Origin of the sequence: Micromonospora sp. DT4 (genome assembly GCF_049841675.1) — a bacterium.
Classification (GTDB): Bacteria; Actinomycetota; Actinomycetes; order Mycobacteriales; family Micromonosporaceae; genus Micromonospora.
The window spans coordinates 1-26,796 of the sequence record NZ_JBNCKT010000081.1 but is presented as its reverse complement, the minus strand read 5'-3'; the positions used below and the strand labels follow the sequence as shown (position 1 = coordinate 26,796).

The following is a 26,796-nucleotide window of genomic DNA, read 5'->3' as shown; positions in this document are numbered from 1 at the left end:
GCGACGTCTTCGCCGCCTACGGCATCTAACAAACCAACATCAAACCGGACACTCCCGAACAACGCCGGGGCCGTGGGTGAGCACGTATCCAGTTTTGACGCTCAGCTTGGTCGTGCCTTGCACAAAGGGGACATCTGGCGTGGTCTTGCAGGTGTAGCCGTAGACGTCCGACTCCGGTGCCAGCATGAGATTCATCGGTACCGCGCGGTCGATGTCCACCTCGGTCGTGGCGACTTCGCCCGCGCAACCGCTGCCGCCGTTCGTCGCGGTCACGTTGTACGTGCCGGCGGCGATTCCGGTGAAGCTGTACGCACCGGTCGCGCTGGTCACCTGGGTCAGGTCCCCGGGCGACAACCGGACGTTGATTCCGGCCAGGGCGGCACCGGTGAGCGCATCCGTCACCAGGCCTGCCAACGCCGGAGCTTCTCGGAACGTCACCACGGTTGAGGCGATCGGAGACTTCAGGCCGGTGGCGTCTATGCCCTGCACCATCAGCATCGGCGTGTCGATCCCGGTGGAGGTCAGGTTCACCGTCGTCTGCCCACCGGGGCTCGGCAGGGTGACGGTGGTGATCGCGCCAGAGACGCCGAGCTGGTACTGCACCTTGGTCACCGCGGTGTCCCCGCCCGCACTCAGCACCGCCGGCAGCGTCTGGCCGGCGTACGCGGTGGTGCCACTCGGCAGCGTCACGATCGGTGGATTGGGCAACTTGAGGAGCGTGAACTCCGACTCGGTGTTCAGCACCACACGCCCGTACACACGGACGTCGTCGACAGCTCCGGGGAAATAGCCGGATGAAGCGCCGGCCGAGCGCGCCCGTCCGACGGTCAGCGGGCCGGTCGCGTCAAACGTCGCGGCTGTCGCGGTCGCCGTTTGGAGGACACCGTCGACGTGCAGCTTGAGCGCGTGGGTGGTGCCGTCGTAGGTGGCGAGCAGCCTGGTCCAGGCTCCAGTCGAGGCCGTTGAATTGGACAGAACTGCCGCGGTCGCGGGCGCGTCCACGTCGCTGGCCGCGACTGCGAACCGCCATTTCCGGTCGCTGCCGCTGTAGCTCTACAGGAACGGCGAGGTCCGGCTGCCGTCCTGAGCGACGATCACCTCCTGGCCGGAACCGGCCGCGCTGTCCAACCGGACCGTGGTCGCCACACTGAAGCTCTGGTTGGAATGCAGAGTGACTGGCCCGCCGGTCTGCGGATCGCGAGTAGCCACCGATCCGCTGGTCGCCGCGTACGACGTGGTCCCGTCGAGCAGCAGAGCCTTGCCATAGGCGCCCCGACCGGACGTCCAGGTGCCGCCGCTGACCGCCATGGTGTTGCCATGCTGGGAGATGTCCGTGCCAGCACTGTCGTCGAAGCTCCAGCGCGCATCCGGTCCGGTTCCCGCGCGGACGGTGAACGCGTAGATGTACGGCGAGGTGGAGAAGTTGCCCGCCTTGTCCCGCGACCACACCCGCAGGTTGTACGCCTGGTCCACGACTGGGTTGATCGAGATCGTCGCGGTATGGTCGCTGGTGTTGGCCGTCACCTGGGTCGCGCTCGCCGCGCTGGTCCCCGCGTCGAGCGTGTACGCGTACCCGGCGAAGTCGCTCGGGGTGCTCGTCGGCGGCTTCAGGGTGAAGGTTCCCGCCGTGCCGACACCACCGTGCGCCTGGCCGTCGTTGGGATAGTCGGTCGAGGTCACCGCGCTCGGCCCACCGGGCGGTGTCACGTCGACCTGGAACTCACACGTCGATGAGTACTGACCGTCGTCTATGCCGTCGTTAGCGATGGCCTGCGTGACGTACACGCCGCCGTCCGCTAGGCGTCCCGACGGGATGGTCACGTTGGCGTTCTGGCCAGCCACGACCGAGCCCTGGGCGACCGAGTCGGTGCTGTTACGCGTACCGCCGCTGAGCTTCCACCAGTAGAACGTCCCCTTGAGCAGGCGTGCCGTGCCATCCGGGTCGGTGAGCCGTGCCTTCAGCGCTGGGGTGAGGGTGCGGATGTACGGTCGAGACGCGCCGGTGAGACACGGACCGCCCGCCACGGTCAGCAAGTCCGGTGCGTTCGGGTACGAGTTGTAGATCACCGTGAGCAGGGCGGTGCCGGCGTCGAACTTCTTCCAGTTGTTCACGTCCGACTCGCTCACCGCCCGCAGGCCGAGGGTCAGCGTGTTGGACGTTCCTCCGGACGCGGTCTGCAACGCCTTGGTTACGCCCCACTCGGTGCGTCGGCGTACCCGGTCGTGCGCGTGGCTGTTGGCCGTGGCTACCACAGCGCCCCAACTGCCCGAATTGTTCGACCAGGTGGTGCCGGAGTTGATTCCACCGGTCACCCGCACCTGTGTGCCGTAGTCGGTGTTCGTCCACGAGTACACGGTGTCCATCGACAGCTTGGCGTCCTGCACGTGCTTGTGCAGCAGGCTGCCGATCCCGAACGAGAACAGGGATCGGTAGATCATGCTCCGCGGAGTGTTGGTGTAACCCACCTTCGCGCACTGGATGGATCCGTACGGGTCAGGGCAGTCCTGTTTGTCGTAGCTCCAGTAGGACTGACTCGGATAAGTGCTGTTGATCATCGTCCACGCCGACTTGCCGAGTGCCGGGTCGATGTAGACCGGGAACGTCGTCGCCCTGTCCGCGATGTCGAATCTGCGCAGCTACCTCGCTCGCCTTCGTGCGATCCTGGGCAGCGCCGACCCCCGCCTGGCATCCCGGCTCGTCACGGTCAGCGGGAGCGGCGGCTATCTACTGACTCTCGCGCCCAACGAGTTGGACGCCCGCATCTTCGCCGACCTCAGCAGACGCGGGCAGGCACATCTGAGGGCCGGAGACCACGCCAGCGCGGCAGCCAGGCTGCACGACGCACTCGCACTGTGGCGGGGCCCCGCAGGCGAGAACATCAGCGCCACCGGCACCCTCGCGCAACAACTCGCCGACCTGGACGAGCAGCGCATCATTGCCACCGAGGATTTCATCGACGCCAGACTCGCGCTCGGAGCCACCAGCGGCCTCCTGCAGGACGTTCGCGCCCTCGTACTCGATCAACCGCTGCGCGACCGCCCGTGGGAACAACTCATGCGAGCGCTGTATCTCACCGGCGACCCGGCCGGAGCCCTCGGGGCCTACCAGAAGGCTCGTGCGTCATTCGGTGACGCACTCGGCATCGAGCCGTCCCGGCGTCTCCAACAGCTACAGGGCTCGATCCTGCAACGCGACGACCGCGCAATCGCCCGGCTCGCCCTGCAATAGGGACCCGTCAGCCCTTCTCCAGGTACTCCGCGCGGTCCTCGTCCACCAGCGCGGCCACCGACGCGGCCAGTGCCGGGTTGCGGGTCAGCTCCGGGTCGTCCTCGATCAGGGCGATCGCCTCGGCGCGGGCGTCGCGGATCAGGTCGGCGTCACGTCGCAGCGACAGCAGCCGCAGGTGTGAGCGGTGCCCGGACTGGGTCGCCCCGAGCACGTCGCCCTCGCGGCGCTGCTCCAGATCCAGCTCGGCGAGCTTGAAGCCGTCGCCGGTGGAGGCCACCGCGTCCAACCGTTCGCGCGCCGACGAGCCCTCGGCCGCCTCGCTCACCAGCAGGCAGAGCCCGGCGGCGGCGCCCCGGCCGACCCGGCCCCGGAGCTGGTGCAGTTGGGAGACGCCGAAGCGGTCGGCGTCCAGCACGATCATCACGGTGGCGTTCGGCACGTCCACGCCGACCTCGATCACCGTGGTAGCCACCAGCACGTCCAGGTCACCGGCGGCGAAGGAACGCATCACCGCGTCCTTCTCGTCGGCGGGCAGCCGGCCGTGCAGCACCCCGATCCGCAGCCCGTGCAGCGGCCCCTCGGCCAGCAGCGGGGCCACCTCGGTCACGGCCAGCGGAGGCCGTCGACCGTTGTCGTCCTCGGGCGGCGGCTCCTCGTCGGACGTCGGACCGTCACCGATCCGCGGGCACACCACGTACGCCTGGTGGCCGGCGGCCACCTCCTCGCGCAGCCGCCGCCACGCCCGGTCGAGGAAGGCCGGTTTCTCGGCGGCCGGCACCACGTGCGAGGCGATCGGCGACCGCCCTCGGGGCAGTTGCGAGAGGGTGGACACCTCCAGGTCGCCGTAGACGGTCATCGCCACCGTGCGCGGGATCGGCGTCGCCGTCATCACCAGCGTGTGCGGCGGCTGGTCGGCCTTGGCGCGCAGGGCGTCGCGCTGCTCCACACCGAAGCGGTGCTGCTCATCGACCACCACGAGGCCCAGGTCGGCGAAGTCGACGCCCTCGTAGAGCAGCGCGTGGGTGCCCAGCACGATGCCGGCGGCGCCGCTGGCCACCTCGCCGAGCGCCCGTCGGCGGGCCGCCGCGCCCAGCGAGCCGGTGACCAGCTCCACCCGGGTGGCGTGCTCGGCGGAATCCAGCTCACCGGCCCGGCCGAGCGGCCCGAGCAGGTCGAGCATGCCGCGGTGGTGCTGCGCGGCCAGCACCTCGGTGGGAGCCAGCAGCGCGGCCTGCCCGCCCGCGTCGACCACCTGGAGCATCGCCCGCAGCGCCACCACCGTCTTGCCCGAGCCCACCTCGCCCTGCAGCAGGCGGTGCATCGGATGCGCGGCGGTCAGGTCCTCGGCGATCTCCGCGCCCACCTCGCGCTGGCCGGCGGTCAGCTCGTACGGCAGCCGGGCGTCGAACGCGTCCAGCAGCCCACCGGCGCGCGGCGGGCGGGGCCGGGCCGGCCAGTCGGCGGCCCGGTGCTTGCGCTGCACCAGGGTCAGCTGGACGGCGAACGCCTCGTCCCACTTGAGCCGCCGCCGCGCCCGGTACAGGGCCTCCTTCGTGGACGGCCGGTGGATCTCCCGCAGCGCCGCGCCCAGGCCGACCAGTTTGCGGCTGGCGCGAACGGCGGCCGGCAGGGGATCGTCCGGCGGGGTGAACGTGTCCAGGACGACCCGTACGCAGCGGGCGATGACCCAGGTCGGTACGGCAGCGGCGGCCGGGTAGACGGGGATCAGCGCGCCCGCGAACTCCTCGATCTCGTCGTTGACCGCCGCCTCACCCTCGCCCCCCTCGCCGAGCAGGACGTACTCCGGGCCGTTGAGCTGCCGTTTGCCCCGGAACTCGGTGACCTTGCCGGCGAACAGGCCCCACCGACCCGGACGCAGCTCCCGTTCGCGCCACGCCTGGTTGCCGAAGAAGGTCAACGTCAGCACGCCTCCGGAGCCGTCGCCGACGGTCACCTCGAGCAGGTTGCCCCGGCGCTGGCGCATCGGCCGTACGGCGGTGCGCTGCACCTGGGCCAGCACCGTGACCTGCTCGCCGACGTCCAGCGAACGGATGTCGGTGTGCTCACCGCGCTCGTCGTAACGGCGCGGGAAGTGGTAGATGAGGTCTCCCGCCGTGTGCAGGTCGAGCTGGGTGGCCAGCGCCTTCGCCGTCTTGTCACCGACGAGCTTCTTCAGCGGCGTGTCCACCGTGGCCGGCTCACTCATTCGACCCCCACCAGGAGCGGATAGAACGGCTGACCGCCCGGGTACGCGTGCACCTCGACGAACGGCCAGCGCCGCGCGACGTGCGCGCGGACGGCATCGGTGAGCCCGGCGGGGGCGTCCACCCCGGCGAGCAGGGTGACCAGTTCCCCGCCGCCGCCGAGCATCCGGTCGACCACGGCGGCGCAGGTGTCGGTGAGGTCGGCGCCGATCAGGTGCACCTCTCCCTCGACCAGCGCCAGCACGTCCCCGGCGCGGCAGGGGCCGGCGACCGTGAGCGCGTCCCGGCTGGCGTGGCAGACCTCGGCGTAGCGGCACGCGCCGGCCGCCTCGGCCATCGCGATCACGTCGTCCTCGAAGCGACGGGTGCCGTCGCGGACCGCGAGTGCCGCGAGGGCCTGCACCGGCGATCGGGTCGGCACCACGCTCACCTTGACGCCGTGCCGGTACGCCTCGCGGGCCGCCGCGCTGGCGACCGCCTCCGTGTTGGCGTCGTTCGGCAGCACCACCACCCGGGCCGCCCCCGTGCTGCGCACCGCGGCCAGCAACTCACCCGTGGACGGGTTGCCGGGCACCACGGTCGCGCCCTCGGCGGCGAACAGCTCGGCGATCCCGGCACCGGTGGCCACCACCACGACGGCGCGGCCGTCGTCGGTCGGGCCGCCGAACGGCTCCGGCTGGTCGGCGAAGCGGGTCACCGAGATCCGGTACGGGCGGCCGGCCGCGATCCCCGCCTCGATTGCCGCGCCCACGTCGTTGACGTGCACGTGCACGTTCCAGGTGCCGTCCGGCTCACCCCCGTCGCCGACGACCACCAGCGAGTCGCCGAGCGCGGCCAGCGTGCGGCGCAGCACGGCCACCGCGTCGGTGTGGGCGTCGAGCAGGTACTGCACCTCGTAGGCGTACTCCTCGGAACCGGTCTCGCGCGCGACGGTGGCCGCCGGGCGGGCGGTGCGCGGCGGCGGGGCGAGCGGGGTGGCGCTCTCCCCGGTGAGCACCTCGACCAGGGCGTCGAGCAGGACACAGAGCCCTCGCCCGCCGGCGTCGACGACGCCCGCGCGGGCGAGGGCCGGCAGTTGCTCGGGCGTACGGGCCAGCGCCTCGGCCGCCGCCCGCGCCGCGCCCTGGGCCACCACCGGAAGGTCGTCGCTGCCCGTCTGCTCGGCCCCCGTGGCCGCCGCGGCGACGACGGTGAGCAGGGTGCCCTCGACGGGACGCCCGACCGCCGTGTATGCGGCGGCGGTCGCCGCCCGCAGCGCGACGGCCAGGGCCCGTCCACGCACCGCCGGCACGGCGACGACCGCGTCGGCGAACCCGCGCAGGATCTGCGAGAGGATGACCCCCGAGTTGCCCCGCGCGCCCAGCAGCGCGCCCTGCGCCATCAGCCGCAGCGCGTGCCCGTGGGCGGTGGAGCCGCTGTCGGGGAGGGTGTCCAGGTCCATCGAGAGGGCCTGCTGCGCCGAGGTGAGGGTGAGCACCAGATTGGTGCCGGTGTCGCCGTCGGGCACCGGATAGACGTTCAGCTCGTCGATCTCGCCCTGGTGGCGCTTGAGCGCGACCAGCCCGCTCGCACACCAGCGGCGGACCGTGGCGGCGTCGAGGGTGTCCAGCACGGCCAGAAGCCTACTGGCGCGCACCGACACGCGTCGGACTCGTCCGGCGTGTCCGTCCGCGCCCGCTCCGACGGTGCTCCCCGGCCGGGTCGGCACCTCCGGTACGGTTGCCGCCGGGCCGGCCCGCCGGCCCACCAGCAGGCCCGGGCCGGGCCGGGCACGACGGCCCGATCGGGCCGGTTGGCCGGGCCGGCGGGGCATCGGGTAGGCTGACGCGGTTGCCCGTGCAGCACCTCTGCCGGCGACCTCATGAACGTTTCAATCCCAGGAGTATCCCGTGGCTAGCGTGTGCGACGTCTGTGGCAAGGGGCCGGGCTTCGGCCACAACGTGCCCTGGTCCAAGAAGAAGACCAACCGCCGCTGGAACCCGAACATCCAGTCGGTGCGCACCCCGGCCGGTGGCGGCAACACCAAGAAGCTGCAGGTCTGCACCTCGTGCATCAAGGCCGGCAAGGTCACCCGCGCCTGACGCGGCCACACCAAACTTCTCGTTCGGCTCAGCCGGCGGCCCCTGCGGTCCGCCGGCTCTGTCGTGTCCGCGCCCGAGTGGCGCTGGCCGCTCAGAGCGTGCGGCCGAAGGAGACGCAGCCCTCCGCGTCCTTGTAGAAGCCGAAGTTCGGGATCCGGTCATAGCCGGCGGACGCGTACATGGCGATTGCCTCGGGCTGTTTGTCCCCGCACTCCAGGACCATCCGCTTGCGGCCCTGCTCCCGGGCCGAGCGCTCGACGGCCGCGAGCACCGTGCGCGCCACGCCACGCCCACGGGCCTCCGGGGCGGTGTACATCCGCTTCAGCTCGGCGGTGTCGTCACCGTGACTGCGCCAGCCGCCGCAGCCGACCGGCTCACCGGCCAGGTAGGCGACGAGGAACGCGCCGTCCGGTGGCTCGAACTCGCTCGGGGCGACCGGGGTGTCGTCGCCGGTGCCGCCATAGCGGGCCGCCAGGTCGGCCAGCGTGGCCCGGATCAACTGCTGTGCCACCGGCGCGTCGAACCGCACCCGCCGGATCTCGATCTCACTCACGGTGTCCAGGGTACGGCCGTCACGCGGCCTCATCGGAAGTGGTCCCAGCCCCGGGGCCCGTCGTAGGCGCCACCGTCGACCGTCACCCCGACACCGTCCGTCACCAGGCCGACGGGACGCCACTGCGGCGGCAACGCCACCGTCGGGGGGAAGGTCGCGGCCAGCGCGTGGTCTTCGCCACCCGCCAGGATCCAGGTGTACGGGTCGACGCCCAGCGCCTGCGCGGCGTCGGCCATCTGCCGGGGCACCTCGAAGGCGTCGCGGCGCACGTCGATCGCCACACCGCTGGCCCGCGCCACATGCCCCAGGTCGGCGAGGAGCCCGTCCGACACGTCGATCATCGAGGTCGCGCCGAGCTGGGCGGCCTGTGGTCCGGCCGGGTAGGGGACCTGCGGCCGGCGGTACGCCTCGACCAGCAGCCGAGGAGTGCGGAAGCCCCGGCTGAGCACGGTCAGCCCGGCCGCCGCGTACCCGATGCGACCGGCCAGGGCCAGCACGTCGCCGGGACGGGCGCCGGAGCGCACCACGGGCGCACGGCCGCCGAGGTCGCCCAGCGCGGTGACCGCGATGGTCAGGGTGGGACTCGACGACATGTCCCCGCCGACCACGCTCGCGCCGACCGTGGCGGCCTCCGCGGCCAACCCGTCGGCCAGCTCCTCCGCCCAGCTCGCCTGGAGGTCGGCAGGCATGCAGAGGGCGACCAGCAGGGCGGTCGGGACGGCGCCCATCGCCGCGACGTCGGCCAGGTTGGCCGCGGCGGCCCGGTGACCCACGTCGCGCGCCGATCCCCAGTCCCGCCGGAAGTGCCGCCCGTCGACCAGCACGTCCGTGCAGGCGACCACCCGGCCGTCCGGCGCGGCCACCACTGCCGCGTCGTCACCCGGCCCGAGCACCGTCGTCGGGCCCATCGACAGGCGGGCGGTGACCCGCCCGATCAGCCCGAACTCGCCGATCCCGGCCACGCTGGCGCCACCGCCGACGTTCGACCCGTTCTGCCCGGCACCGCCGCGCTCGCTCACTGCTGCTCCTTGACCACCGATAGGGATCAGACCTGGTCCGTAAGGTAGTTTCACCCTTCGGGCCGCCTCCGGGCGGCGACGGACGGAGGTCGAGTCGTGGTACAGGCGTACATCCTCATCCAGACCGAGGTCGGCCGCGCACGTGACGTGGCGGGTCTCATCGCGGACATCGCCGGCGTGGTACGCGTCGACGCCGTCACCGGGCCGTACGACGTGGTCGTCCTCACCGAGGCGAACACCGTCGACGAACTCGGCAAACTCATCGTCAGCAAGGTGCAGATGGTGCCCGGCATCACCCGCACCCTCACGTGTTCGGTGGTGCGGCTGTAAGTGGACGAGATGACGACCCCCTCGGCTGCTCTGGACGACGACGGCGGGAAGCGGGAGCCGGCGGACGGGGCGCCCGAGCCGGCTGACGGTACCCACGCGGACGCCGATCCGGCCGTCGACGCGCCGGCCGGGCGGGACCGGACCATCCGGGGAGCGGCCCTGCTGGCCACGGTGATCGCGTTGCCGGTCACGCTCCTGGTGGCCGTGCTGGCCTTCACCAAGCTCGCCCCGGACACGCCGGCCGCCGCCCCGAGCCCGTCGGCGAGCACCGCCCGGGCGCAGTCCAGCGCTCCGGTCGAGATGGCCGCCCCGGCGCTGGCCGACCGCCCGGCCACGGTCTGCCGCGCGCTGCTCTCGCAGCTACCGCAGACCATCCGTGACCTGGCCCAGCGTCCGGTCACGGCGGGCCCGGAGCAGAACGCCGCCTACGGCGATCCCGCGCTCACCGTGGCCTGCGGAGGTACCGAGCCGACCCTCCCGGCCACCGACGAGGTCTGGATGGTCAACCGGGTCTGCTGGCACCCCGTGGAGGAGAAGGAGGTGACGGTGCTCACGACGGTCGATCGGGAGACGCCGGTGACCCTCCGCATCCCGCGCTCCTACACGCAGCCGTTGCAGTGGGCCGCCCCGATCTCCAGCGCCATCGTGGCGTCGGTGCCCTCGGGCGGCGTCGTCCCCGCCGGCTGCCAGGGCTGACGATCCGACGCGTGGCCCGTGCGGCGGGCCACGCGTCGAGGGCTGCGGCAGCTCAGTGCAGGCCGACGCCGCGCCGCTGGGCGGTACGGATCAACCGGTTGACCAGCTTGGGGTACTCCAGGCCGGAGGCCGCCCACATCCGGGGGAACATCGACGTCGGAGTGAACCCGGGCATCGTGTTGATCTCGTTGAGGTAGACGTCCAGCTCGGGGGTGACGAAGAAGTCGGCCCGGGCCAGACCGGCGCAGTCCAACGCGGTGAACGCGCGGATGGCGTACTCCTGCACCTGCCGGGTCACCCGGTCCGGCAGGCCGGCCGGGATGTCGTACTCGCAGGAGTCGTCGAGGTACTTGGCCTCGAAGTCGTAGAAGTCGTGGTGGGCGACGACGCGCACCTCGGCCAGCACGGACGCCTCGGGGGTGCCGCCGGCCTCACCCTCCAGCACACCGCACTCGATCTCGCGGCCGACGATCGCGGCCTCGATGATGACCTTGGGGTCGAACTGCCGGGCGGTGGCGACCGCCTCGTCCAGCTGCGCCCAGTCGGTGACCCGGGTGATGCCGAACGAGGAGCCGGCGCGGGACGGCTTCACGAAGACCGGCAGGCCGAGCCGCTTCTTGTCCTGCTCGCTGAGCGTCATGCCGTTGCGCAGCACCGCGTACGCGCCGACCGGGATGCCCTCGATCGCGCAGAGCTTCTTGGTGAATTCCTTGTCCATCGCCGCGGCGGAGGCGAACACGTTCGCACCCACGTAGGGGATGCCGGCCATCTCCAGCATGCCCTGGATGGTGCCGTCCTCGCCGTACGTGCCGTGCAGCACGGGGAAGACCACGTCCACGTCGGCCAGCGCCTGCGGGCCCTCGGTCGGGTCGAGCACCATCAGCCCGTTCCCGGTGGGGTCGGCGCGTAGCACGATGTCCGCGCCGGACTCGGCGGTGATCTCCGGGAGCTGACGGGCGTTGATGGCGAGCTGGGCGGGATCACCGCTGGTCAGCACCCACTGGCCGGCGCGGGTGATGCCCACCGGCACGACCTCGTACTCGTCCGGGTCGAGGACGCCGAACACGCTGCCGGCGCTGACGCAGGAGATGCCGTGTTCCGGGCTGCGGCCGCCGAAGACGATCGCCACGCGGGTCTTGCCTGGGGTGGTCACTCCGGTCACCTCTTCGTACGCGACTGCGGCTGGTCGTGCTCGCCGGTGGCGCTCACCCGGTTGACCTTACTGTGCGTGGCGATCAGGCGCGGCGATACCCGGCGAGCCACGGACCGACACGGCATTCGGTCAACAAAGCATATACGGTGCGTGACGGATTGGTGAGGGTCGGGATCAGTCCCGGGCGTGCCGGCGACCGACCGCGATCACTTTGACCCGCTGCCGGCCGGCCCGGACCATGCCCAGCGCCATGAAGGCGCCGGCGATCCGGTCGGCGGCCTCCCTGCTGCTCGCGCCGACGACCTGGCGGCGGCGCTCGGGGGCGACCCGCTCGTTGCGGTCGACGCCCTCGACGGGACGCACGTCGGTGAGGACGACCAGGAAGCGGGTCATCGCCGACCCTCGGAGCGCGGGGGCGAAGACTTCGGAGCGGTACGCACGTCGTCCCCTTCCGGCGGGCTGGCGCGGGCGGCACGCGGCGATCGGGTACGGGGGAGAAACCCGATCGCCGCGCGCCCTATCCCCTCCGGTCGCTCACCACCACCGTCGCCACGACAACCGGCGGTGAGGACGCGATAACAGAGTTACACGTCTACAGCCATGAATGCAACTCTCATCGGCCTTCTCTCATGTACCCGTTCCCGTAAATGTGTGCGACCATCGATGCATGGCACCGAAGACCGCCCGCGCCCGTCGACTCGGTATCGCCCTGCGCCAGTTCCGGGAAGCCGCCGGGCTGACGCTGGAGACCGCCGCGGACGAGATCAACAGCACCCGCAGCACCCTCTCCCGCTACGAGAACGCCCAGACGCTGGTCAGCCCGGCCACCGTGCGCGCCCTGCTCACCTCGTACGGGGTGAACTCCGAGGAGGTGGCCGCAGCGGTGCAGCTCGCCAAGGACGCGCGCAAGCCGGGCTGGTGGGTGTCGTACTCGTACCTGCTCGACCCGCGCACCATCGACTTCATCGCGCTGGAGGCGGAGGCCACCGCCATCTCCAACTTCGAGCCGTCGGTGGTGCCCGGCCTGTTGCAGACGGCCGACTACATCCGCGGGGTGATGCGCGGCGGCCCGCACACCCTCGGCGACGAGTTGGTGGAGCAGCGGGTCAAGGTCCGGCTCGACCGCCAGCTGCGGCTCACCGCCGACACCCCGCCCATCCTCGACGCGATCATCGACCAGGGCGCGCTGCTACGCCCGGTCGGCGACGAGTCGGTGATGGAGGGCCAACTGCGGCACCTCGTCAAGATGGCCGAGCTGCCGAACATCACCGTCCAGGTGATTCCGCTCTCCGCCGGCTACCACCGGGGCACCCGTGGCTCCCTGCACATCCTGGAGTTCGCCGATCCGGAGGACCCGATCATCGCGTCGGTGGAGACCGTCGCCGGTCAGATGATCCTCGACCGGGCGGGCGAGACGCGTACCTGCACCAAGATCATGGAGCATCTGCGCAGCGTGGCGCTCAGTCCGGCGGACAGCCGGGCGATGCTCCTGTCAGTCCTGAAGGGACGGTAGGACCGATGACACCGACGATCACAGCGGCGTTGGCCGCGGCGGCGTGGCGCAAGAGCAGCCGCAGCGGCGACGAGGGTGCCTGCGTGGAGGTGGCCACGATCCCCCGACTGGTCGCCGTCCGCGACTCCAAGGACCCGGCCGGCCCGGCCCTGCTGTTCCCCCCGGCGGCCTGGGCCGCCTTCGCCCAGGCTCCACCGCGCCGCTGACCGCAGCGCTGCGGCACGAGACCCGCGCCCCGCTGACCGGGCTGGCACAGCCCGGAACGCGGGGCGCGGGCGGGTCACAGGTCCACACCGCCGGGCGTAGATGTTCGGGCGACGCTCAGGCGACCAGCGGGCGGGGCTCCGGCGCGGCGCGGAGCGCCTCCAGGGCGGCGATCGCCACCCCGCGGGCCCCGGCCATGTCGCGGTCCGGCACGAGCGCGAAGGTGGCCACGGCGGCCTGCTCCGCACGGAGCACGGTGTGTTCGCGGACCGTCGCCAGGAACCAGTCCCGGAACGCCGGCGCGGCCTCCACCACCCCGCCACCGACGAAGTACGCGTGCGGGTCGGTGAAGTTGGCCGCCAGGGTGAACAGGCGACCCAGCGCCATCGCCTGCTGGGTGAAGAGGTCCCGGGCCAGCGCGTCACCCCGCTCGCCGTAGCCCCGCACGAGCTTCGCCGCCCGTGCCACCGGCTCGGCCGCGAGGGGGTGGTCGGGATACCGGGTCAGCCAGTACGGCAGCAGGTTGCGCTCGATGCCGGTCAGCGACGCGACGCTCTCGACGTCGCCGCTGAGGCCACAGGCACAGGTCGGCTCCAGCTGACCCGGGCCGATGAGGCCGCCCAGCGGGATGTGCACGTGACCCAGTTCCCCGGCCATGCCGGAGGCCCCGGCGATCACCTTGCCGCCCTCGACCACCCCGCCGCCGAGGCCCGTGCCGACGATCGCCGAGACCGACGACCGGGTCATCGCCTCGTCACCGAAGTACACGTGGTGGGCGTAGAGCGCCGCCGCGTTGCCGTCGTTGTGATAGATCACCGGTAGGCCGAGTCGCCGCTCCAACGCGCCCCGCACGTCGAAGCCGCGCCACGCCGGCTGCGAGAAGTTGGTCGAGCCACGCGACGAGATGACGCCGGTGGCGCTGGCGGGACCGGGGGTGTCGAGCCCGACCGCACGGACCAGCTCACGCGCGACACCGGTCTGCGCCAGCGCCCCGTCCAACGCCCGCGCAAGTGCCTCGATCGCCGCCTCCGGGCCGGCCTGCACCTCGCTGGGGATCTCCAGCAGGCCGTCCACCAGGAAGCGGCCGTCCACGGTCAGCACGGTCGCGTTGTTGCTGGTGCCACCGTTGTCCAGGCCGACGACCACCGGCACCCCTGCGCTGCCCACCGCAACCGCCTCCCGCCCTCATGAGTGTGAGCCGAGGCTATGCCAACCCCGCTCCCCCGCCACGCCCGCCCCTCACCGCGCCACCGCCGCGGCGAGGAGCACGGGTGCTCGGGTCGCCCTTTGCTCTGCTTCAACCCAGGAAACACCTGACGTCCGGTAATCGGACAGCGGGTGTTTCCTTCGCTGAAGCAGAGCAAAGGGCGCGATACAGCAGGTGCCCAGCGCCGCCATCACCGCGCGTGGACAACCTGATCTCGCGCCCCACCACGACGTTGGCGGAGAGGGGCAGCTCAGCTCGGGCGGCGAGCTGTCACCGCAGTGGCGTCGAGGTCCTCGTCCGCCCGTACCGTCGGAAGCAAGCCTGCGGCCTCGAACGACCGGCAGAGGTCGACCACCTGCGTCTCACCCGCCTCGACCACCAGGTGTCCGCCCGGGGCCAGCCAGGTTGCCGCCTCGACGCCCACCCGGCGTAGCACGGTGAGCCCGTCCGGCCCGCCGTCGAGCGCCACCGTGGCCTCGTGCAGCCGCGCCTCCGGCGGCATCAGGGCCACCGCGTCGGTCGGCACGTACGGGGCGTTGGCGACCACCAGATCGAGTCGCCCCCGCCAGCGCTCGGGCAGCGGGGCGAACAGGTCGCCCTCGTACACCTCGGCGGCCACCCCGGCGAGGTTGCGGCGGGCGCACGCCACCGCCGCCGGGTCGATGTCGGCGGCGGCCAGCCAGCGGGGCGCGAGCCGGCGCGCCAACGCGACAGTGGTGGCACCGGAGCCGCAGCAGAGGTCGACCACGGCCGGGGCGGTGCCGGTCAGCTCGACCGCCACCTCGACCAGGAGCGCCGTCCGGCCACGCGGCACGAAAACGCCCGCGTCGACGGCGATCCGCAGGCCACAGAACTCCGCCCAGCCGAGCAGGTACTCCAGCGGCTCACCGGCCACGCGGCGGTCGGTCAGCTCGGCCAGCCGCAGTGGATCGTCGGTGGCGGCGATGAGGAGCTCGGCCTCGTCCTCGGCGTACACGCAGCCCGCGGAGCGCAGCCGACCCACCAGGGAGGACCGGTCCACCGACGGTGACTCCACTCAGGCCCCTCCGCTGGCGTCCAGCGCGGCGGCGATGTCGGCGACCAGGTCGGCCGTGTCCTCCGCACCGCAGGAGAGGCGGACGAAGCCGGGAGCGGTGTCATCCCCCCACTGCGCCCGCCGGTCCGCCGTGGTGTGCAGACCACCGAAGGAGGTGGCAGCCGCCACCAGCCGGGCGGCGTCGATGAAGCGGGCCACCCGGTCGGCGTCACCCAGGTCGAACGACAGGACCCCGGGCAGCCGGCGCATCTGCGTCGAGGCCACCGCGTACGCGGGGTCGTCCGGCAGCCCCGGCCAGCGCAGTCCGGTCACGTCCGAACGGGCCGCCAGCAGGTCGGCGACGGCAGCCGCGTTCGCGCTCTGTCGGGCCAGCCGCAGATCGAGGGTCGCCAGCGACCGGTGCGCCAACCAGGCGTCGAACGCGCCCGGAACCGAGCCGGTGCCGGTACGCCAGAGCGTCACCGCCTCCAGCACCTCGGCGGAGCGGCTGGCCAGGTAGCCGAGCAGCAGGTCGGAGTGGCCGGTGAGCGCCTTCGTGCCGGAGGCCACCACCAGGTCGGCGCCGAGGTCCAGCGGGCGCTGCCCGAGTGGAGTGGCGGTGGTGTTGTCGACCGCGAGCAGGGCCCCGGCGGCGTGCGCACGCTCGGCCAGGGCGGCCACGTCGACCACGTCCAGGCCGGGGTTGGCCGGAGTCTCCACCAGCACCAGCCGGATGCCCTCGAAGGACGGGTACGGCCCCACGGTCGGCACGAAGAGCACCCGCACGCCGATCGTCTCCAGCACGGCCGTGGCGAACGCCCGCACGGGGAAGTACCCGTCGGTAGGCAGCACCACGGTGTCCCCCGGGCGCAGCAGGGTGAGCAGCGCTCCGGTGATGGCGGCCTGACCGCTGGCGAAGACACGGCAGTCCCCGCCCTCCAACTCGCCGATCGCGGCCTCCAGCAGCCGACGGGTCGGGTTGTCGGGGCGACCGTAGCCGTTCGGCGACGTGCCCTGGCCCTGCCACGGGTCGAGGTGGTACGGCGCGGCGAAGACCGGCCCCGGCAGGAACGGGTCACCCGGCGCCGGCTCCGGCAGACCGGCGCGCACGCAGCGGGTGCCGTCTCCCAGTTCGCTCATCGAATCCCTCACTCGTACGACTCGGGCTTGGCGGTGCGGCTCATCAGCGCCTGGACGGCGAGGCGGGGGTCCATCCCCTCGTGGCAGATCCGTTCGACGTGCTCGGTGATCGGCATCTCCACCCCGTGTGCCCGGGCCAGGTCGCGGATCGCAAGGCAGCTCTTGACGCCCTCGGCGGTCTGTCGCGTGGCGGCCTGGGCCTGTTCCAGCGTCTCGCCCCGACCCAGGTGCTCGCCGAAGGTGCGGTTACGGGCCAGCGGGGACGAGCAGGAGGCGACGAGGTCACCCATGCCCGCCAGGCCGGCGAAGGTGATCGGGTCCGCGCCGAGGGCCACCCCCAGGCGCGCCGTCTCGGCCAGCCCCCGGGTCATCAACATGGCCCGGGTGTTGTCTCCGAAGCCCATCGCCGTGGCGATGCCGTACGACAGCGCGATCACGTTCTTGACCGCGCCGCCCAGCTCGCAGCCGATCACGTCGTCGTTGGTGTACGGGCGCAGGTACGGCGTCCGGATCGACGACTGCACGAGCACGGCCCGGTCGGCGTTCGTCCCGGCCACCACCGTGGCGGCCGGCTGCTCGGCGGCGATCTCCGGGGCCAGGTTCGGGCCGGAGACCACCACGACCCGGTCCGCGGCCACCCCGGCGGTCTCCACGATGACCTCGCTCATCCGCTTGGTGGTGCCGAGTTCGATGCCCTTCATCAGCGACACCAGGGTCGAGTCCGGGTGCAGGTGCGCGGCCCACTCGGCGAGGTTGCCGCGCAGGGTCTGCGACGGTACGGACAGCACCACCACCTCGGCGCCGCTGATCGCCTCGGCGGCGTCGGTGGTGGCGGTGACCCGGGCCGGCAGCAGCAGGTCCGGCAGGTACTCCGGGTTGCGGTGCTCGGCGCGGATGCTCTCGGCCACCGGGGCGCGGCGGGCCCACACGGTCACGTCCCGCCCCGCGTCGGCGAGGATCTTGGCGAAGGCGGTGCCCCACGAGCCGGCGCCCAGGACCGCGACGTGGCCGCTCATGCCGCTTCGCCCTGAGGCCGCTCGACGGACGGGCGGGCCGGTCGTTCCCACAGCGGCGGCGGGGTACCGCCACGGATCTCCGCGAGCATGTCCCGCAACCGCAGCATGATGGCGTCCGTCATCTCTTCGAGGGTCTCCCGGGTCGGCGGCGCGTCCGCCCAGCGGCTCAGGTCGACCGCGTCGCCGGCCGCCACGGTCACCGGGATCCGGGGGCGTGGGTTCAGCCGGCTGGTCCGCGGGTCGAAGATCCGCTCCGGCCCCCACATCACCACCGGCACCACGGGCGCGCCGGTGGCCAGCGCCAGCCGGGCCGCGCCGGTCTTGGCCTTCATCGGCCACAGCTCCGGCTGCCGGGTGGTGGTGCCCTCCGGGTAGATCACGACCGCGCCGCCCGCGTCGAGAGCGGCGACCAGCTTGTCCAGCGAGCGGACCGCCTCGATGCTGCCCCGCTCGACCGGGATCTGCCGGCACCGGTGCAGGATCCAGCCGACCATCGGCACCCGGAACACGCTGGCCTTGCCCAGGTACTGCGGCCACCGGCCGGAGTCGTAGATGAAGTGCGCGGAGACCAGCGGGTCGGCGTGCGAGATGTGGTTGGCGACGATGATCACGCCGCCGTCCCCGGCGAGGTGCTCCTGGCCGCGCCAGGTCCGTCGGGTCCAGATGGTCATCACCGGCTTGACCAGCCCCACGGCGAACCGTTGCCAGAACCCCAGCCTTCGCCGTGCCACTGTGCCTCCTCGTCGCGCCCCGACCCCGCCGCGGGCCCCCACCCGCAACACCCGCAGCGGAAATCATGCCTGCTCGCCCCCGGTACGGCCAGCGAGGGTCCGGCCGTCCGGCTGGCAGGATTGCGGACGTGAGTCAGCCGAGGTGGGCCGTCGTGGTGCCGGTGAAGCGTCTGACCGAGGCCAAGAGTCGGCTGCGGGGCGCGCTGCCCGGCGTACCGCATGAGGAGCTGGCGCTGGCGCTGGCGGCCGACACCCTCCGTGCGGTGCTGGCCTGCCCGGCGGTCGCCGACGCCCTGGTCGTGACGGACGACCCCCGGGTGGCGCGGGCGACGCGGGCCGCCGGGGCGCGGACGCTGGCCGACCTGCCGGACGCCGGCCTGAACGGCGCGTTCCGGCACGGCGCGGCACGAATCCCGGCGCGGTGGGTGGCCGGGCTCACCGCCGACCTGCCGGCGCTACGCCCGGACGAGCTGGCCGCCGCGCTGCTCGCGGCGCAGCGCGACCCCGAGGGGGTACGTCGGTTCGTGGCGGACGCGCCCGGCACGGGAACCGTGCTGCTCGCCGCGCCGCCGGGCGTCGACCTCGACCCGCGGTTCGGAATCGGCTCGGCGGTGGCGCACGAGGCGAGCGGCGCACTGCCACTGACCGGCCACTGGCCGAGCCTGCGACGCGACGTGGACACCGTCGACGACCTGGCCGCCGCCGCCCGACTGGGGCTGGGACCGCGTACGGCGGCGCTGCTCGCCAGCGCCCGCCCGGCGCGCGCCACGGGCTGACCGGTCGCCGCCCGACGCGCCAGCCGCCGGAACGGCGCGCCGCGGGGCCGAGCCCCATCGGTGTACGGTGCCAGCATGCAGGGCACGGTGGCCAGCTACGACGCGGCGACACGCAGCGGTGTGCTGCTGCTCGACGACGGCACCGAGCTGCGCTTTCCCCGCCGGGCGTTCGACGCCTCCGGCCTGCGGCTGCTCCGGCTCGGTCAGCGGGTGCGCATCGACACCGATCCCGACGGCGAGGTCGTCCGGGTGACATTGCCGACGATGAACTGAGCTGGCGGGGCCAAGTTCATTTTGCGTTAACTCGAATCGGGTGATTATGAGCGGGTGAGCACCCCTCGCGAGCATCCGGTCACCCCACCCGCCACCGACCCCCGCAACGGCGCCCGCGTCCGCGGCACCGACGGCCGTTTCCGCCCCTCCCGGGCCGAACGGGCCGGCGCCGCCCGCGCCGACACGCTCGCCGACGACCCGGGCGGGGCCTCCTCCGGGTTGGACGAGGTCCTCGACCCCGCCGTGGTGACTCCCGAGACGGACGGCCCAGCGGCCGGCGGGGTCCAGCCGACCACACCATCCGCCGCCGAGGACGACGAGTCGCCGGCCCCGCCTCCGCTGCCGGAGGACCGCTTCCTCAACCGGGAGCTCTCCTGGCTCGACTTCAACGCGCGGGTGCTCACCCTCGCCGAGGACCAGCGCACTCCCCTGCTGGAACGGGCCAAGTTCCTGGCCATCTTCGCCAGCAATCTCGACGAGTTCTACATGGTCCGCATCGCCGGGCTGAAGCGACGGCTCTCCGCCGGCCTGCCGGTGCGCGGCGGAGACCGGCTGCCCCTGCGTACCCAGTTGGAGCTGATCGCCGAGCGGACCGCCGCTTTGGGCGCCCGGCACGCCGCCTGCTTCGTCGACGACGTGCTGCCCAAGCTGGCCGACGAGGGCATCCGGATCCTGCGCTGGAGTGAGCTGGGCGACGGCGAGCGGGAGCGGCTGCGCACCTACTTCCGGGAGCACATCTTCCCGGTGCTCACCCCGCTCGCGGTGGACCCGGCCCACCCGTTCCCGTACATCTCGGGGCGTTCGCTGAACCTGGCGGTGGCGGTTCGTGACCCGGACGGCGGCTCCGAGCTGTTCGCGCGGGTGAAGGTGCCCAACAACGTCCCCCGCTTCGTACGCGTCGACCGGGACCAGCCGGGCGTACGGATGCTGCCCGTGGAGGACCTGATCTCGGTACATCTCGGTCAGCTGTTCAGCGGCATGCAGGTGGTCGAGTGCCACCTGTTCCGGGTGACCCGCAACGCCGAGGTGGAGGTCGACGAGGACCGCGACGAGGACCTGCTCCAGGCCCTGGAACGGGAGCTCGCCCGTCGCCGGTTCGGCCCGCCGGTCCGGCTGGAGGTCGCCGCGTCGATCTCCGACCACATGCTGGAACTGCTCGTCCGTGAGCTGGACATGGACGACCAGGACGTGCTGCGCGTACCCGGTCTGCTCGACCTCTCCGCGCTCTGGCAGGTGTACGGCGAGGCCGACCGCCCGGACCTGAAGGACCCGCCGTTCGTACCGGCCACACACCCCCGGCTCGCCGAGGGTGAGGTGCCGCGCAGCGTCTTCGCCACGCTGCGGGACGGGGACATCCTGGTGCACCACCCCTACCACTCGTTCGCGACAAGCGTGCAGCGCTTCATCGAGCAGGCCGCCGCCGACCCGAACGTGCTCGCCATCAAGCAGACTCTCTACCGGACCAGCGGCGACTCGCCGATCGTGGACGCGCTCGTCGACGCGGCTGCCGCCGGCAAGCAGGTGGTGGTGCTGGTGGAGGTGAAGGCCCGCTTCGACGAGGTGGCGAACATCGGCTGGGCCCGCACCCTGGAACGCGCCGGCTGTCACGTGGTGTACGGGTTGGTGGGGCTCAAGACGCACTGCAAGACCGCGTTGGTGGTCCGGCAGGAGGGCAACCAGATCCGCCGGTACTGCCACATCGGCACCGGCAACTACCACCCGAAGACCGCCCGCCTGTACGAGGACTTCGGCATGCTCACCGCCGACCCGGAGATCGGAGCGGACCTCACCGACCTGTTCAACGTACTGACCGGCTACAGCCGGCAGACCGCGTACCGGCGACTGCTGGTGGCCCCGCAGGGCATCCGCAGCGGGCTGATCGAACGGATCGAGCGGGAGATCGCCCACGTCCGGCTCGGCATGCCCGGCCTGGTCCAGTTCAAGGTCAACTCGCTGGTCGACGAGGGCGTGACCGACGCGCTGTACCGGGCCTCCCAGGCCGGCGTCCACGTCGACCTGCTCATCCGTGGCATGTGCACGCTGCGCCCGGGGGTGCCGGGGCTGTCGGACAACATCCGGGTCCGCTCGATCCTCGGCCGGTTCCTGGAGCACTCCCGCATCTTCCGGTTCGGCAACAACGGCGAGGCGGAGTTCTGGATGGGCTCGGCGGACCTGATGCACCGCAACCTGGACCGCCGGGTGGAGGCGTTGGTGCAGGTGAGCGATCCGGTCGCCCGGGCCGAGCTGGACCACGTGCTGACCGCCGCGATGAGCCCGGACGTCGACGCGTTCGAGCTGGCCGGCGATGGCACCTGGACCCGGCGTACCGGCGGCGACGAGGCGGCCCGCGCGCATCTGCAGGAACTGCTGCTGCGCCGCGTCGGTGGCACGGCCGGCTGAGCGATCACCGCATAGGCTGAGCTGATGCTGGAGGAGGAGCAGAAGTACGAGGTGGCCTGCCGACGGCTGCGGAGTGATCTGCGAACCTTCCGGCCGCTGGTACGTCGGAGCTGGGCCCGTCCCCTGCGCGACGAGTTGCGCTGGCTGGCCGGGGTGCTCGGCGAGGCGCGCGACGCCGAGGTGTTGCGCGAGCGGTTGCGACGCACCGCGACCGCCGACCCGCTCAGCCCACTCGACGCGGGCGCGGTCGACCGGCTCGACGACCGCTGGCACGCCGTCCGCAAGGAGGGCAAGCAGGCCCGGTACGCGGTCACCGCCGTACTCCCCGCGGTCGGCAAGGACGCGCGGCGGCTGGCCCGCGCGCTGGCCCGGGTCCAGGACGTGCTCGGTGAGCACCAGGACGCCGCGGTGGCCGCCGAGACCTGGCTCTCCCTCGCCGCCGAGCGGCCGGACGACCACGAGGTGGCGGTCACCGCCGGGCGCCTGGCCGAGCGGGAACGCGACACGGTCCACCTGATGCGGGCCCGGCTCCCCGACGCGTGGCACCGGGCAACCCGGCGACGGCGGACCAGATGGCTGCCGTGACGGGCATCCGGGCCGCCGGTGGGGTCTGCTGGCGACCGACCGACGACGGCGTACGGGTCTGCGTCGTGCACCGCCCGCGCTACGGGGACTGGACGCTGCCCAAGGGCAAGCTGGAACCGGGCGAGCACCCGCTCGTCACGGCCGTCCGCGAGGTGGCTGAGGAGGCCGACGTGCGGGGCGTACCGCAGGTGCGGCTGCCGTCGGTGCGCTACCGCAGCGAGGGGCAGGCCAAGCTGGTCGACTACTGGTCGATGCTCGCCGTCGCCGAGGGTGGCTTCCAACCGGGCACCGAGGTCGACGACATCCGTTGGGTGAGCGTCGACGACGCGATCCGACTGGTCAGCTACTCGCACGACGCCGAGGTGCTGGCCGCGTTCGCCACGGTGCCGCCGGTGACCGCGACCGTCGCGCTGGTCCGGCACGGGCACGCCGGGCGGCGGGCCACGTGGACCGGCCCGGACACCGCCCGCCCACTCGACGGCGAGGGGTGGGCCCAGGCGTACGCGCTGGCCCCACTGATCGCCGTGGTCCGGCCGGCGCGGCTGCTGTCGGCCTCGCCGCGCCGCTGCGTACAGACCCTGGACCCGACCGCCGCGCTGCTCGACCTGCCCATCGAGGTCTGCGGCGACCTGGACGAGCCGCAGCCGGGCCAGCAGCGCGACGAGCGGGTGCTGGCCACCGCCGCGCAACTGCTGGAGCTGGGCTGCGCCGGCGGGCAGGTGGCGGTGTGCAGCCAGGGCAAGGTGCTGCCCGGCGCGTTGGAGCGGCTGACCGGCCGCACCGACGAGGATTTCACCACCCCGAAGGGCGGTGGTTGGCTGCTCGCCTTCGCCGGCGACAGACTGCTCGCCACCGATCGTCTGTGACACCCGACCCCTGATCCACTCCGGGTCGTCGACGTGGCGGCGTCCGCTGGCCGGACACCACGGCAGCACCGCTGCCGGCACAGGGGTCAGCGGGGCGGCAGCGTGAGCGCGTACGACCCGACCCGGTCAACGATCCCGACGCGCGCAAGGGGCGCCCACCGCGCGGGTGGACGCCCCTTGGGCTGGCAGTCGGTCAGCGCTTGCTGGCCGCCTTCTTGGCCGGAGCCTTCTTGGCCGCCGTGCTCTTGCTCGCCGCCGCGGTGGTCTTCTTCGCCGTGGCGGACTTGGCCGCGGCGCTCTTCTTCGCCGGGGCGGTCTTCTTGCTGGCGGCCGTCTTGGTCGCCGTGGTGGTCTTGCTCGCCTTGGCCGGGGCGGTCTTCTTGCTGGCCGCCTTGGTGGCGGTGGCCTTGGTCGCGGTGGCCTTGGTGCCCGCGGCCTTGGTGCCGGTCGCCTTGGCCGTGGTGGTCGCCGTCTTCTTCGCCGCCACCGTGGCCTTCGGCACCTTGCCGCTGGCCACCATTTCCTTGAACCCGGCGCCGGGACGGAAGGTCGGGACGGATGTCTTCTTGACCTTCACCGCCTCGCCGGTACGCGGGTTGCGCGCTGTTCGTGCGCCACGCACACGCTTTTCGAATGCTCCGAATCCGGTGATCGCCACCTTCTCGCCCTTGGTGACCGCCGCCTGGACCTCAGTGAGGACGGCGTCGAGCGCGGCCGTCGCCGTCTTCCGGTCCCCCAGGCGAACGGCGAGCGCCTCGATGAGCTCGGCCTTGTTCACGACTTCCTCCCGATTGTGCAACTGACTCGACGCGAGCCATTCTGCGCGCACCGTATGCCCTGTAGTGCCTGGACACAAACATTCGGCAGAAAAAAGCCCTTGTGTCGTAACGGATTCGCCCCCACCGGTTGGACCCGTGAGGGCGAAATCCGATGTGGGGGTGGGCGTACGGCTATGCCACCGAGGGTAGGAACGACTGTCGGGTCGCCTCGTAGGAGTCGATGTCGGCGGCGTGTCGGAGGGTGAGTCCAATGTCGTCCAGGCCCTCCAGCAGCCGCCAGCGGCTGAAGTCGTCCAGCGGGAACGACCAGGTCGCGTCCCCTGCCCGGAGCTGTCGGGCGGTCAGGTCGACGGTCACCGGCGTCGTCGGCTCGGCCTCGACGAGATCCCACAACTCCTCGACGGCTTTCAACTCCAACTCGACCGGCAGCAGGCCCTCCTTGAGTGCGTTACCGCGGAAGATGTCACCGAAGCGCGGGGCCACCACGGCCCGAAAGCCCCAGTCCCGCAGCGCCCAGACCGCGTGCTCCCGCGATGATCCGGTGCCGAACTCCGGTCCGGCGATGAGGATCGACGCCCCGGAATAGGATTCATCGTTGAGAACGAATGCCTGGTCTTCCCGCCAGGCGTTGAACAGCCCGTCGGCGAAACCGGTGCGGGTCACCCTCTTGAGGTACACGGCCGGGATGATCTGATCGGTGTCCACGTTGGACCGACGCAGTGGCACGGCCGTACCGGTGTGGGTGGTGAACTTGTCCATCTCGGCGGTCCCTTCTACAGGTCGGCGGGGGCGGCCAGCCGGCCGACCACGGCGGTGGCGGCGGCGACCGGCGGGGACACCAGATGGGTACGTCCGCCCCGGCCCTGCCGGCCCTCGAAGTTGCGGTTGGAGGTGGAGGCGGAGCGCTCACCCGGCTTGAGCGTGTCGGGGTTCATGCCCAGGCACATCGAGCAGCCGGCGAACCGCCATTCGGCGCCCGCGTCGGCGAAGACCTTGTCCAGCCCCTCGGCCTCGGCGGCCTCCCGCACGGCGGCGGAGCCGGGCACCACGAGCATCCGGACCCCGTCGGCGACCCGGTGACCGCGCAGCACGTCGGCGGCGGCCCGCAGATCCTCCAGCCGACCGTTGGTGCAGGAGCCCACGAAGACCACGTCGATGGGCAACTCCCGCAGCGGGGTGCCGGGGCGCAGATCCATGTACTCCAGGGCCCGGCGGGCGGCGGCGCGCTCCGCGTCGGTGACGAACTCCTCCGGGTCGGGCACCGGCGCGCTCAGCGGCGCGCCCTGCCCCGGGTTGGTGCCCCAGGTGACGAACGGCGTGATCCGGCCGGCGTCCAGCGTCACCTCGGCGTCGAAGCGCGCGCCCTCGTCGGTGGGCAGCGTCCGCCACCAGTTCAGCGCCGCGTCCCAGTCGGCGCCCTGGGGCGCGTTCGGCCGGCCCTTGAGGTACGCGAAGGTCGTCTCGTCCGGCGCGATCATGCCGGCCTTGGCGCCCCACTCGATGGACATGTTGGCGATCGTCATCCGCCCCTCCATGGAGAGGTTGCGGATCGCCTCGCCGCGGTACTCCACGATGTGCCCGCGGCCGCCGCCGGTGCCGACCTGGGTGATCAGCGCGAGTACCAGGTCCTTCGCGGTGACACCCGGCGCGAGCTGGCCGGTGACGTTCACGGCCATCGTCTTCGGCCGGCTCTGCGGCAGCGTCTGGGTGGCCAACACGTGCTCCACCTCGCTGGTGCCGATGCCGAAGGCGAGCGCCCCGAACGCGCCGTGGGTGGCGGTGTGCGAGTCGCCGCAGACGATCGTCATGCCCGGCTGGGTGAGCCCGAGCTGCGGGCCGATGACGTGCACGATGCCCTGGTTGTCGTCGCCGAGCGGGTGCAGCCGCACCCCGAACTCGGCGCAGTTGCGGCGCAGCGTCTCGATCTGCGTACGCGACGTCGGGTCCGCGATGGTGAGCAGGTCACCACGGCGGGACCGGAACGCCGGATCGGCGTACCCGGTCGGGGTGTTGTGGTCCTCGGTCGCGAGGGTCAGGTCGGTACGGCGCACCCGACGCCCGGCGAGCCGGAGCCCGTCGAACGCCTGCGGGCTGGTCACCTCATGCAGTAGGTGCAGGTCGATGAAGAGCAGGTCCGGCTCACCAGCGGCGGACCGTACGACGTGCGCGTCCCAGACCTTCTCGGCCAGGGTCCTCGGCTCAGGAGTGACTCCCACCATCTGGACATCCTAAATTCTGGGAGGTAAGTTTCGGCTTGTGGGACACAGTATGAGCGGTGTCGGCGTTCTCGACAAGGCGGTGGTCATCCTGGCCGCCTGTGTCGACGGCGCCAGCCTTGCCGAACTCGTTGAACGCACCAAGCTGCCCCGGGCCACCGCGCACCGGCTGGCGCAGGCACTGGAGATCCACCGGATGCTGGTCCGGGACACACAGGGCCGTTGGCGTCCCGGGCCTCGGCTCGGTGAGTTGGCCAACGCCGCCCCGGACGTCCTGCTGACCGCCGCCGAGCCCCTGCTCGCGGCGCTGCGCGACGCCACCGGTGAGAGCACCCAGCTCTATCTGCGCCGCGCCGACGAGCGGATCTGCGTGGCCGCCGCGGAGCGCGCCAGCGGCCTGCGGGACACCGTCCCGGTGGGCTCGGTGCTGCCGATGACTGCCGGCTCGGCGGCCCAGATCCTGCTCGCCTGGGAGCCACCGGAGGCGGTGATGCCGCTGCTGCCGCGCAGCAAGTTCACCGGTCGCACCCTTGCCGAGGTGCGCCGCCGGGGCTGGGCGCAGAGCGTCGCCGAGCGGGAGGCGGGTGTGGCGAGCGTCTCCGCCCCGATCCGCGACCGCACCGGCCGTGTGATCGCCTCGGTCAGCATCTCCGGCCCGATCGAACGCCTCGGCCGTCGCCCCGGCGAACGCCACGCCATGGCGGTGGTGAGAGCCGGCCAACGCCTCTCCGGCCTCTAGGGCCTGTCTTGTGGATCATGGTTGGTGGGGTAGGAACATCACGGGTGTCCGGAGTGTTACCCGAGCGCTAT

The 26,796-nt window shown here is 72.3% G+C and carries 28 protein-coding genes and 1 pseudogene; 12 read left to right on the top strand and 17 right to left on the bottom strand.

Annotated features, from left to right (window positions below; genetic code table 11):
- Positions 1-39 precede the first annotated feature (39 nt).
- From ACLQ24_RS20960 to ACLQ24_RS20950, 3 genes and pseudogenes are all read right to left on the bottom strand, one after another.
- Positions 40-492 (bottom strand): carboxypeptidase-like regulatory domain-containing protein, encoded by a 453-nt coding sequence (locus ACLQ24_RS20960; RefSeq protein ID WP_425893411.1) that lies wholly within the window; start codon positions 490-492, stop codon positions 40-42.
- Between the two features lie 261 nt (positions 493-753).
- Positions 754-1,029, bottom strand: a pseudogene (locus ACLQ24_RS20955) (LamG-like jellyroll fold domain-containing protein); the annotation flags it as partial.
- 24 nt (positions 1,030-1,053) lie between these two features.
- Complete coding sequence (locus tag ACLQ24_RS20950; RefSeq protein WP_425893409.1) at positions 1,054-2,556, bottom strand: DNRLRE domain-containing protein; 1,503 nt, start codon at positions 2,554-2,556, stop codon at positions 1,054-1,056.
- Between the two features lie 64 nt (positions 2,557-2,620).
- Between ACLQ24_RS20950 and ACLQ24_RS20945 the strand changes: the two genes are divergently transcribed.
- Positions 2,621-3,229, top strand: a complete 609-nt coding sequence (locus ACLQ24_RS20945) for an AfsR/SARP family transcriptional regulator (RefSeq protein ID WP_425893408.1) — start codon at positions 2,621-2,623, stop codon at positions 3,227-3,229.
- 7 nt (positions 3,230-3,236) lie between these two features.
- Here ACLQ24_RS20945 and recG read toward each other — a convergent pair whose 3' ends face one another.
- Positions 3,237-5,435 (bottom strand): ATP-dependent DNA helicase RecG, encoded by a 2,199-nt coding sequence (recG, locus tag ACLQ24_RS20940; protein ID WP_425893407.1) that lies wholly within the window; start codon positions 5,433-5,435, stop codon positions 3,237-3,239.
- The gene (locus ACLQ24_RS20935) at positions 5,432-7,045 is read right to left on the bottom strand and encodes a DAK2 domain-containing protein (RefSeq protein ID WP_425893406.1); all 1,614 of its coding nucleotides are present in this window, start codon (positions 7,043-7,045) and stop codon (positions 5,432-5,434) included. Before ACLQ24_RS20935 ends, recG begins: the two co-directional genes overlap by 4 nt.
- Before the next feature lie 277 nt (positions 7,046-7,322).
- On the opposite strand from ACLQ24_RS20935, the gene rpmB reads away from it, so the two are divergent.
- On the top strand, positions 7,323-7,514 hold the full coding sequence (gene rpmB / locus ACLQ24_RS20930) for a 50S ribosomal protein L28 (RefSeq protein ID WP_091671657.1): 192 nt from the start codon (positions 7,323-7,325) through the stop codon (positions 7,512-7,514).
- 91 nt (positions 7,515-7,605) lie between these two features.
- Here the strand turns inward: rpmB and ACLQ24_RS20925 are convergent, their stop codons facing one another.
- Together ACLQ24_RS20925 and ACLQ24_RS20920 are read right to left on the bottom strand one after the other, a co-directional pair.
- Positions 7,606-8,100: a GNAT family N-acetyltransferase gene (locus ACLQ24_RS20925; RefSeq protein WP_425893405.1), complete on the bottom strand. Its 495-nt coding sequence runs from the start codon at positions 8,098-8,100 to the stop codon at positions 7,606-7,608.
- Positions 8,097-9,029 (bottom strand): thiamine-phosphate kinase, encoded by a 933-nt coding sequence (locus tag ACLQ24_RS20920; RefSeq protein WP_425893410.1) that lies wholly within the window; start codon positions 9,027-9,029, stop codon positions 8,097-8,099. Before ACLQ24_RS20920 ends, ACLQ24_RS20925 begins: the two co-directional genes overlap by 4 nt.
- A 153-nt stretch (positions 9,030-9,182) precedes the next feature.
- Between ACLQ24_RS20920 and ACLQ24_RS20915 the strand changes: the two genes are divergently transcribed.
- Together ACLQ24_RS20915 and ACLQ24_RS20910 are read left to right on the top strand one after the other, a co-directional pair.
- Positions 9,183-9,416, top strand: coding sequence for an Lrp/AsnC ligand binding domain-containing protein (locus ACLQ24_RS20915; protein ID WP_007456453.1), 234 nt, complete (start codon positions 9,183-9,185; stop codon positions 9,414-9,416).
- Between the two features lie 9 nt (positions 9,417-9,425).
- Positions 9,426-10,112 carry a DUF3515 family protein gene (locus ACLQ24_RS20910; RefSeq protein WP_425893404.1) on the top strand — a complete coding sequence of 229 codons (687 nt, stop codon included), beginning with the start codon at positions 9,426-9,428 and terminating at the stop codon, positions 10,110-10,112.
- A 52-nt stretch (positions 10,113-10,164) separates the two neighbouring features.
- Here ACLQ24_RS20910 and ACLQ24_RS20905 read toward each other — a convergent pair whose 3' ends face one another.
- Positions 10,165-11,265, bottom strand: a complete 1,101-nt coding sequence (locus tag ACLQ24_RS20905; RefSeq protein ID WP_425893403.1) for a D-alanine--D-alanine ligase family protein — start codon at positions 11,263-11,265, stop codon at positions 10,165-10,167.
- A gap of 174 nt (positions 11,266-11,439) precedes the next feature.
- Positions 11,440-11,658, bottom strand: a complete 219-nt coding sequence (locus ACLQ24_RS20900) for a hypothetical protein (protein ID WP_425893402.1) — start codon at positions 11,656-11,658, stop codon at positions 11,440-11,442.
- 274 nt (positions 11,659-11,932) lie between these two features.
- On the opposite strand from ACLQ24_RS20900, the gene ACLQ24_RS20895 reads away from it, so the two are divergent.
- Complete coding sequence (locus ACLQ24_RS20895; protein ID WP_425893401.1) at positions 11,933-12,778, top strand: helix-turn-helix domain-containing protein; 846 nt, start codon at positions 11,933-11,935, stop codon at positions 12,776-12,778.
- 5 nt (positions 12,779-12,783) lie between these two features.
- Positions 12,784-12,984: a DUF397 domain-containing protein gene (locus ACLQ24_RS20890; RefSeq protein WP_422738737.1), complete on the top strand. Its 201-nt coding sequence runs from the start codon at positions 12,784-12,786 to the stop codon at positions 12,982-12,984.
- 115 nt (positions 12,985-13,099) lie between these two features.
- Here the strand turns inward: ACLQ24_RS20890 and ACLQ24_RS20885 are convergent, their stop codons facing one another.
- The 5 genes from ACLQ24_RS20885 to ACLQ24_RS20865 form a co-directional block, all read right to left on the bottom strand.
- A complete protein-coding gene (locus ACLQ24_RS20885) occupies positions 13,100-14,149 on the bottom strand; it encodes an ROK family protein (protein ID WP_425893400.1) in 1,050 nt (349 codons plus the stop codon).
- A 290-nt stretch (positions 14,150-14,439) separates the two neighbouring features.
- Positions 14,440-15,210: a putative protein N(5)-glutamine methyltransferase gene (locus tag ACLQ24_RS20880; RefSeq protein WP_425893399.1), complete on the bottom strand. Its 771-nt coding sequence runs from the start codon at positions 15,208-15,210 to the stop codon at positions 14,440-14,442.
- 15 nt (positions 15,211-15,225) lie between these two features.
- Positions 15,226-16,344 (bottom strand): cystathionine gamma-lyase, encoded by a 1,119-nt coding sequence (locus tag ACLQ24_RS20875; RefSeq protein WP_425893398.1) that lies wholly within the window; start codon positions 16,342-16,344, stop codon positions 15,226-15,228.
- An 8-nt stretch (positions 16,345-16,352) separates the two neighbouring features.
- On the bottom strand, positions 16,353-17,360 hold the full coding sequence (locus tag ACLQ24_RS20870) for an NAD(P)H-dependent glycerol-3-phosphate dehydrogenase (protein ID WP_425893397.1): 1,008 nt from the start codon (positions 17,358-17,360) through the stop codon (positions 16,353-16,355).
- Complete coding sequence (locus tag ACLQ24_RS20865; protein ID WP_425893396.1) at positions 17,357-18,091, bottom strand: lysophospholipid acyltransferase family protein; 735 nt, start codon at positions 18,089-18,091, stop codon at positions 17,357-17,359. The genes ACLQ24_RS20870 and ACLQ24_RS20865 overlap by 4 nt, the downstream gene beginning before the upstream one ends.
- 128 nt (positions 18,092-18,219) lie before the next feature.
- Here ACLQ24_RS20865 and cofC point away from each other — a divergent pair, with 128 nt between their 5' ends.
- The 5 genes from cofC to ACLQ24_RS20840 all read left to right on the top strand — a co-directional run bounded on the left by cofC (position 18,220) and on the right by ACLQ24_RS20840 (position 22,991).
- Complete coding sequence (gene cofC / locus ACLQ24_RS20860) at positions 18,220-18,867, top strand: 2-phospho-L-lactate guanylyltransferase (protein ID WP_425893395.1); 648 nt, start codon at positions 18,220-18,222, stop codon at positions 18,865-18,867.
- Between the two features lie 75 nt (positions 18,868-18,942).
- A complete protein-coding gene (locus tag ACLQ24_RS20855; RefSeq protein ID WP_355232987.1) occupies positions 18,943-19,140 on the top strand; it encodes a cold-shock protein in 198 nt (65 codons plus the stop codon).
- Between the two features lie 54 nt (positions 19,141-19,194).
- Entirely contained in the window at positions 19,195-21,540 is a 2,346-nt protein-coding gene (locus ACLQ24_RS20850; protein ID WP_425893394.1) for an RNA degradosome polyphosphate kinase, read from the top strand.
- A gap of 24 nt (positions 21,541-21,564) precedes the next feature.
- On the top strand, positions 21,565-22,125 hold the full coding sequence (locus ACLQ24_RS20845; protein WP_425893392.1) for a CHAD domain-containing protein: 561 nt from the start codon (positions 21,565-21,567) through the stop codon (positions 22,123-22,125).
- Positions 22,113-22,991: an NUDIX hydrolase gene (locus ACLQ24_RS20840; RefSeq protein WP_425893391.1), complete on the top strand. Its 879-nt coding sequence runs from the start codon at positions 22,113-22,115 to the stop codon at positions 22,989-22,991. The genes ACLQ24_RS20845 and ACLQ24_RS20840 overlap by 13 nt, the downstream gene beginning before the upstream one ends.
- A 193-nt stretch (positions 22,992-23,184) precedes the next feature.
- On the opposite strand, the gene ACLQ24_RS20835 is transcribed toward ACLQ24_RS20840, so the two are convergent.
- The 3 genes from ACLQ24_RS20835 to leuC form a co-directional block, all read right to left on the bottom strand.
- Positions 23,185-23,769, bottom strand: coding sequence for an HU family DNA-binding protein (locus ACLQ24_RS20835; RefSeq protein ID WP_425893390.1), 585 nt, complete (start codon positions 23,767-23,769; stop codon positions 23,185-23,187).
- 172 nt (positions 23,770-23,941) lie between these two features.
- Positions 23,942-24,529, bottom strand: coding sequence for a 3-isopropylmalate dehydratase small subunit (gene leuD, locus ACLQ24_RS20830; protein ID WP_425893389.1), 588 nt, complete (start codon positions 24,527-24,529; stop codon positions 23,942-23,944).
- A gap of 14 nt (positions 24,530-24,543) precedes the next feature.
- On the bottom strand, positions 24,544-25,989 hold the full coding sequence (gene leuC / locus ACLQ24_RS20825; RefSeq protein ID WP_425893388.1) for a 3-isopropylmalate dehydratase large subunit: 1,446 nt from the start codon (positions 25,987-25,989) through the stop codon (positions 24,544-24,546).
- Between the two features lie 49 nt (positions 25,990-26,038).
- On the opposite strand from leuC, the gene ACLQ24_RS20820 reads away from it, so the two are divergent.
- Positions 26,039-26,725: an IclR family transcriptional regulator gene (locus ACLQ24_RS20820; protein WP_425893387.1), complete on the top strand. Its 687-nt coding sequence runs from the start codon at positions 26,039-26,041 to the stop codon at positions 26,723-26,725.
- The last annotated feature ends 71 nt before the right edge of the window (positions 26,726-26,796 follow it).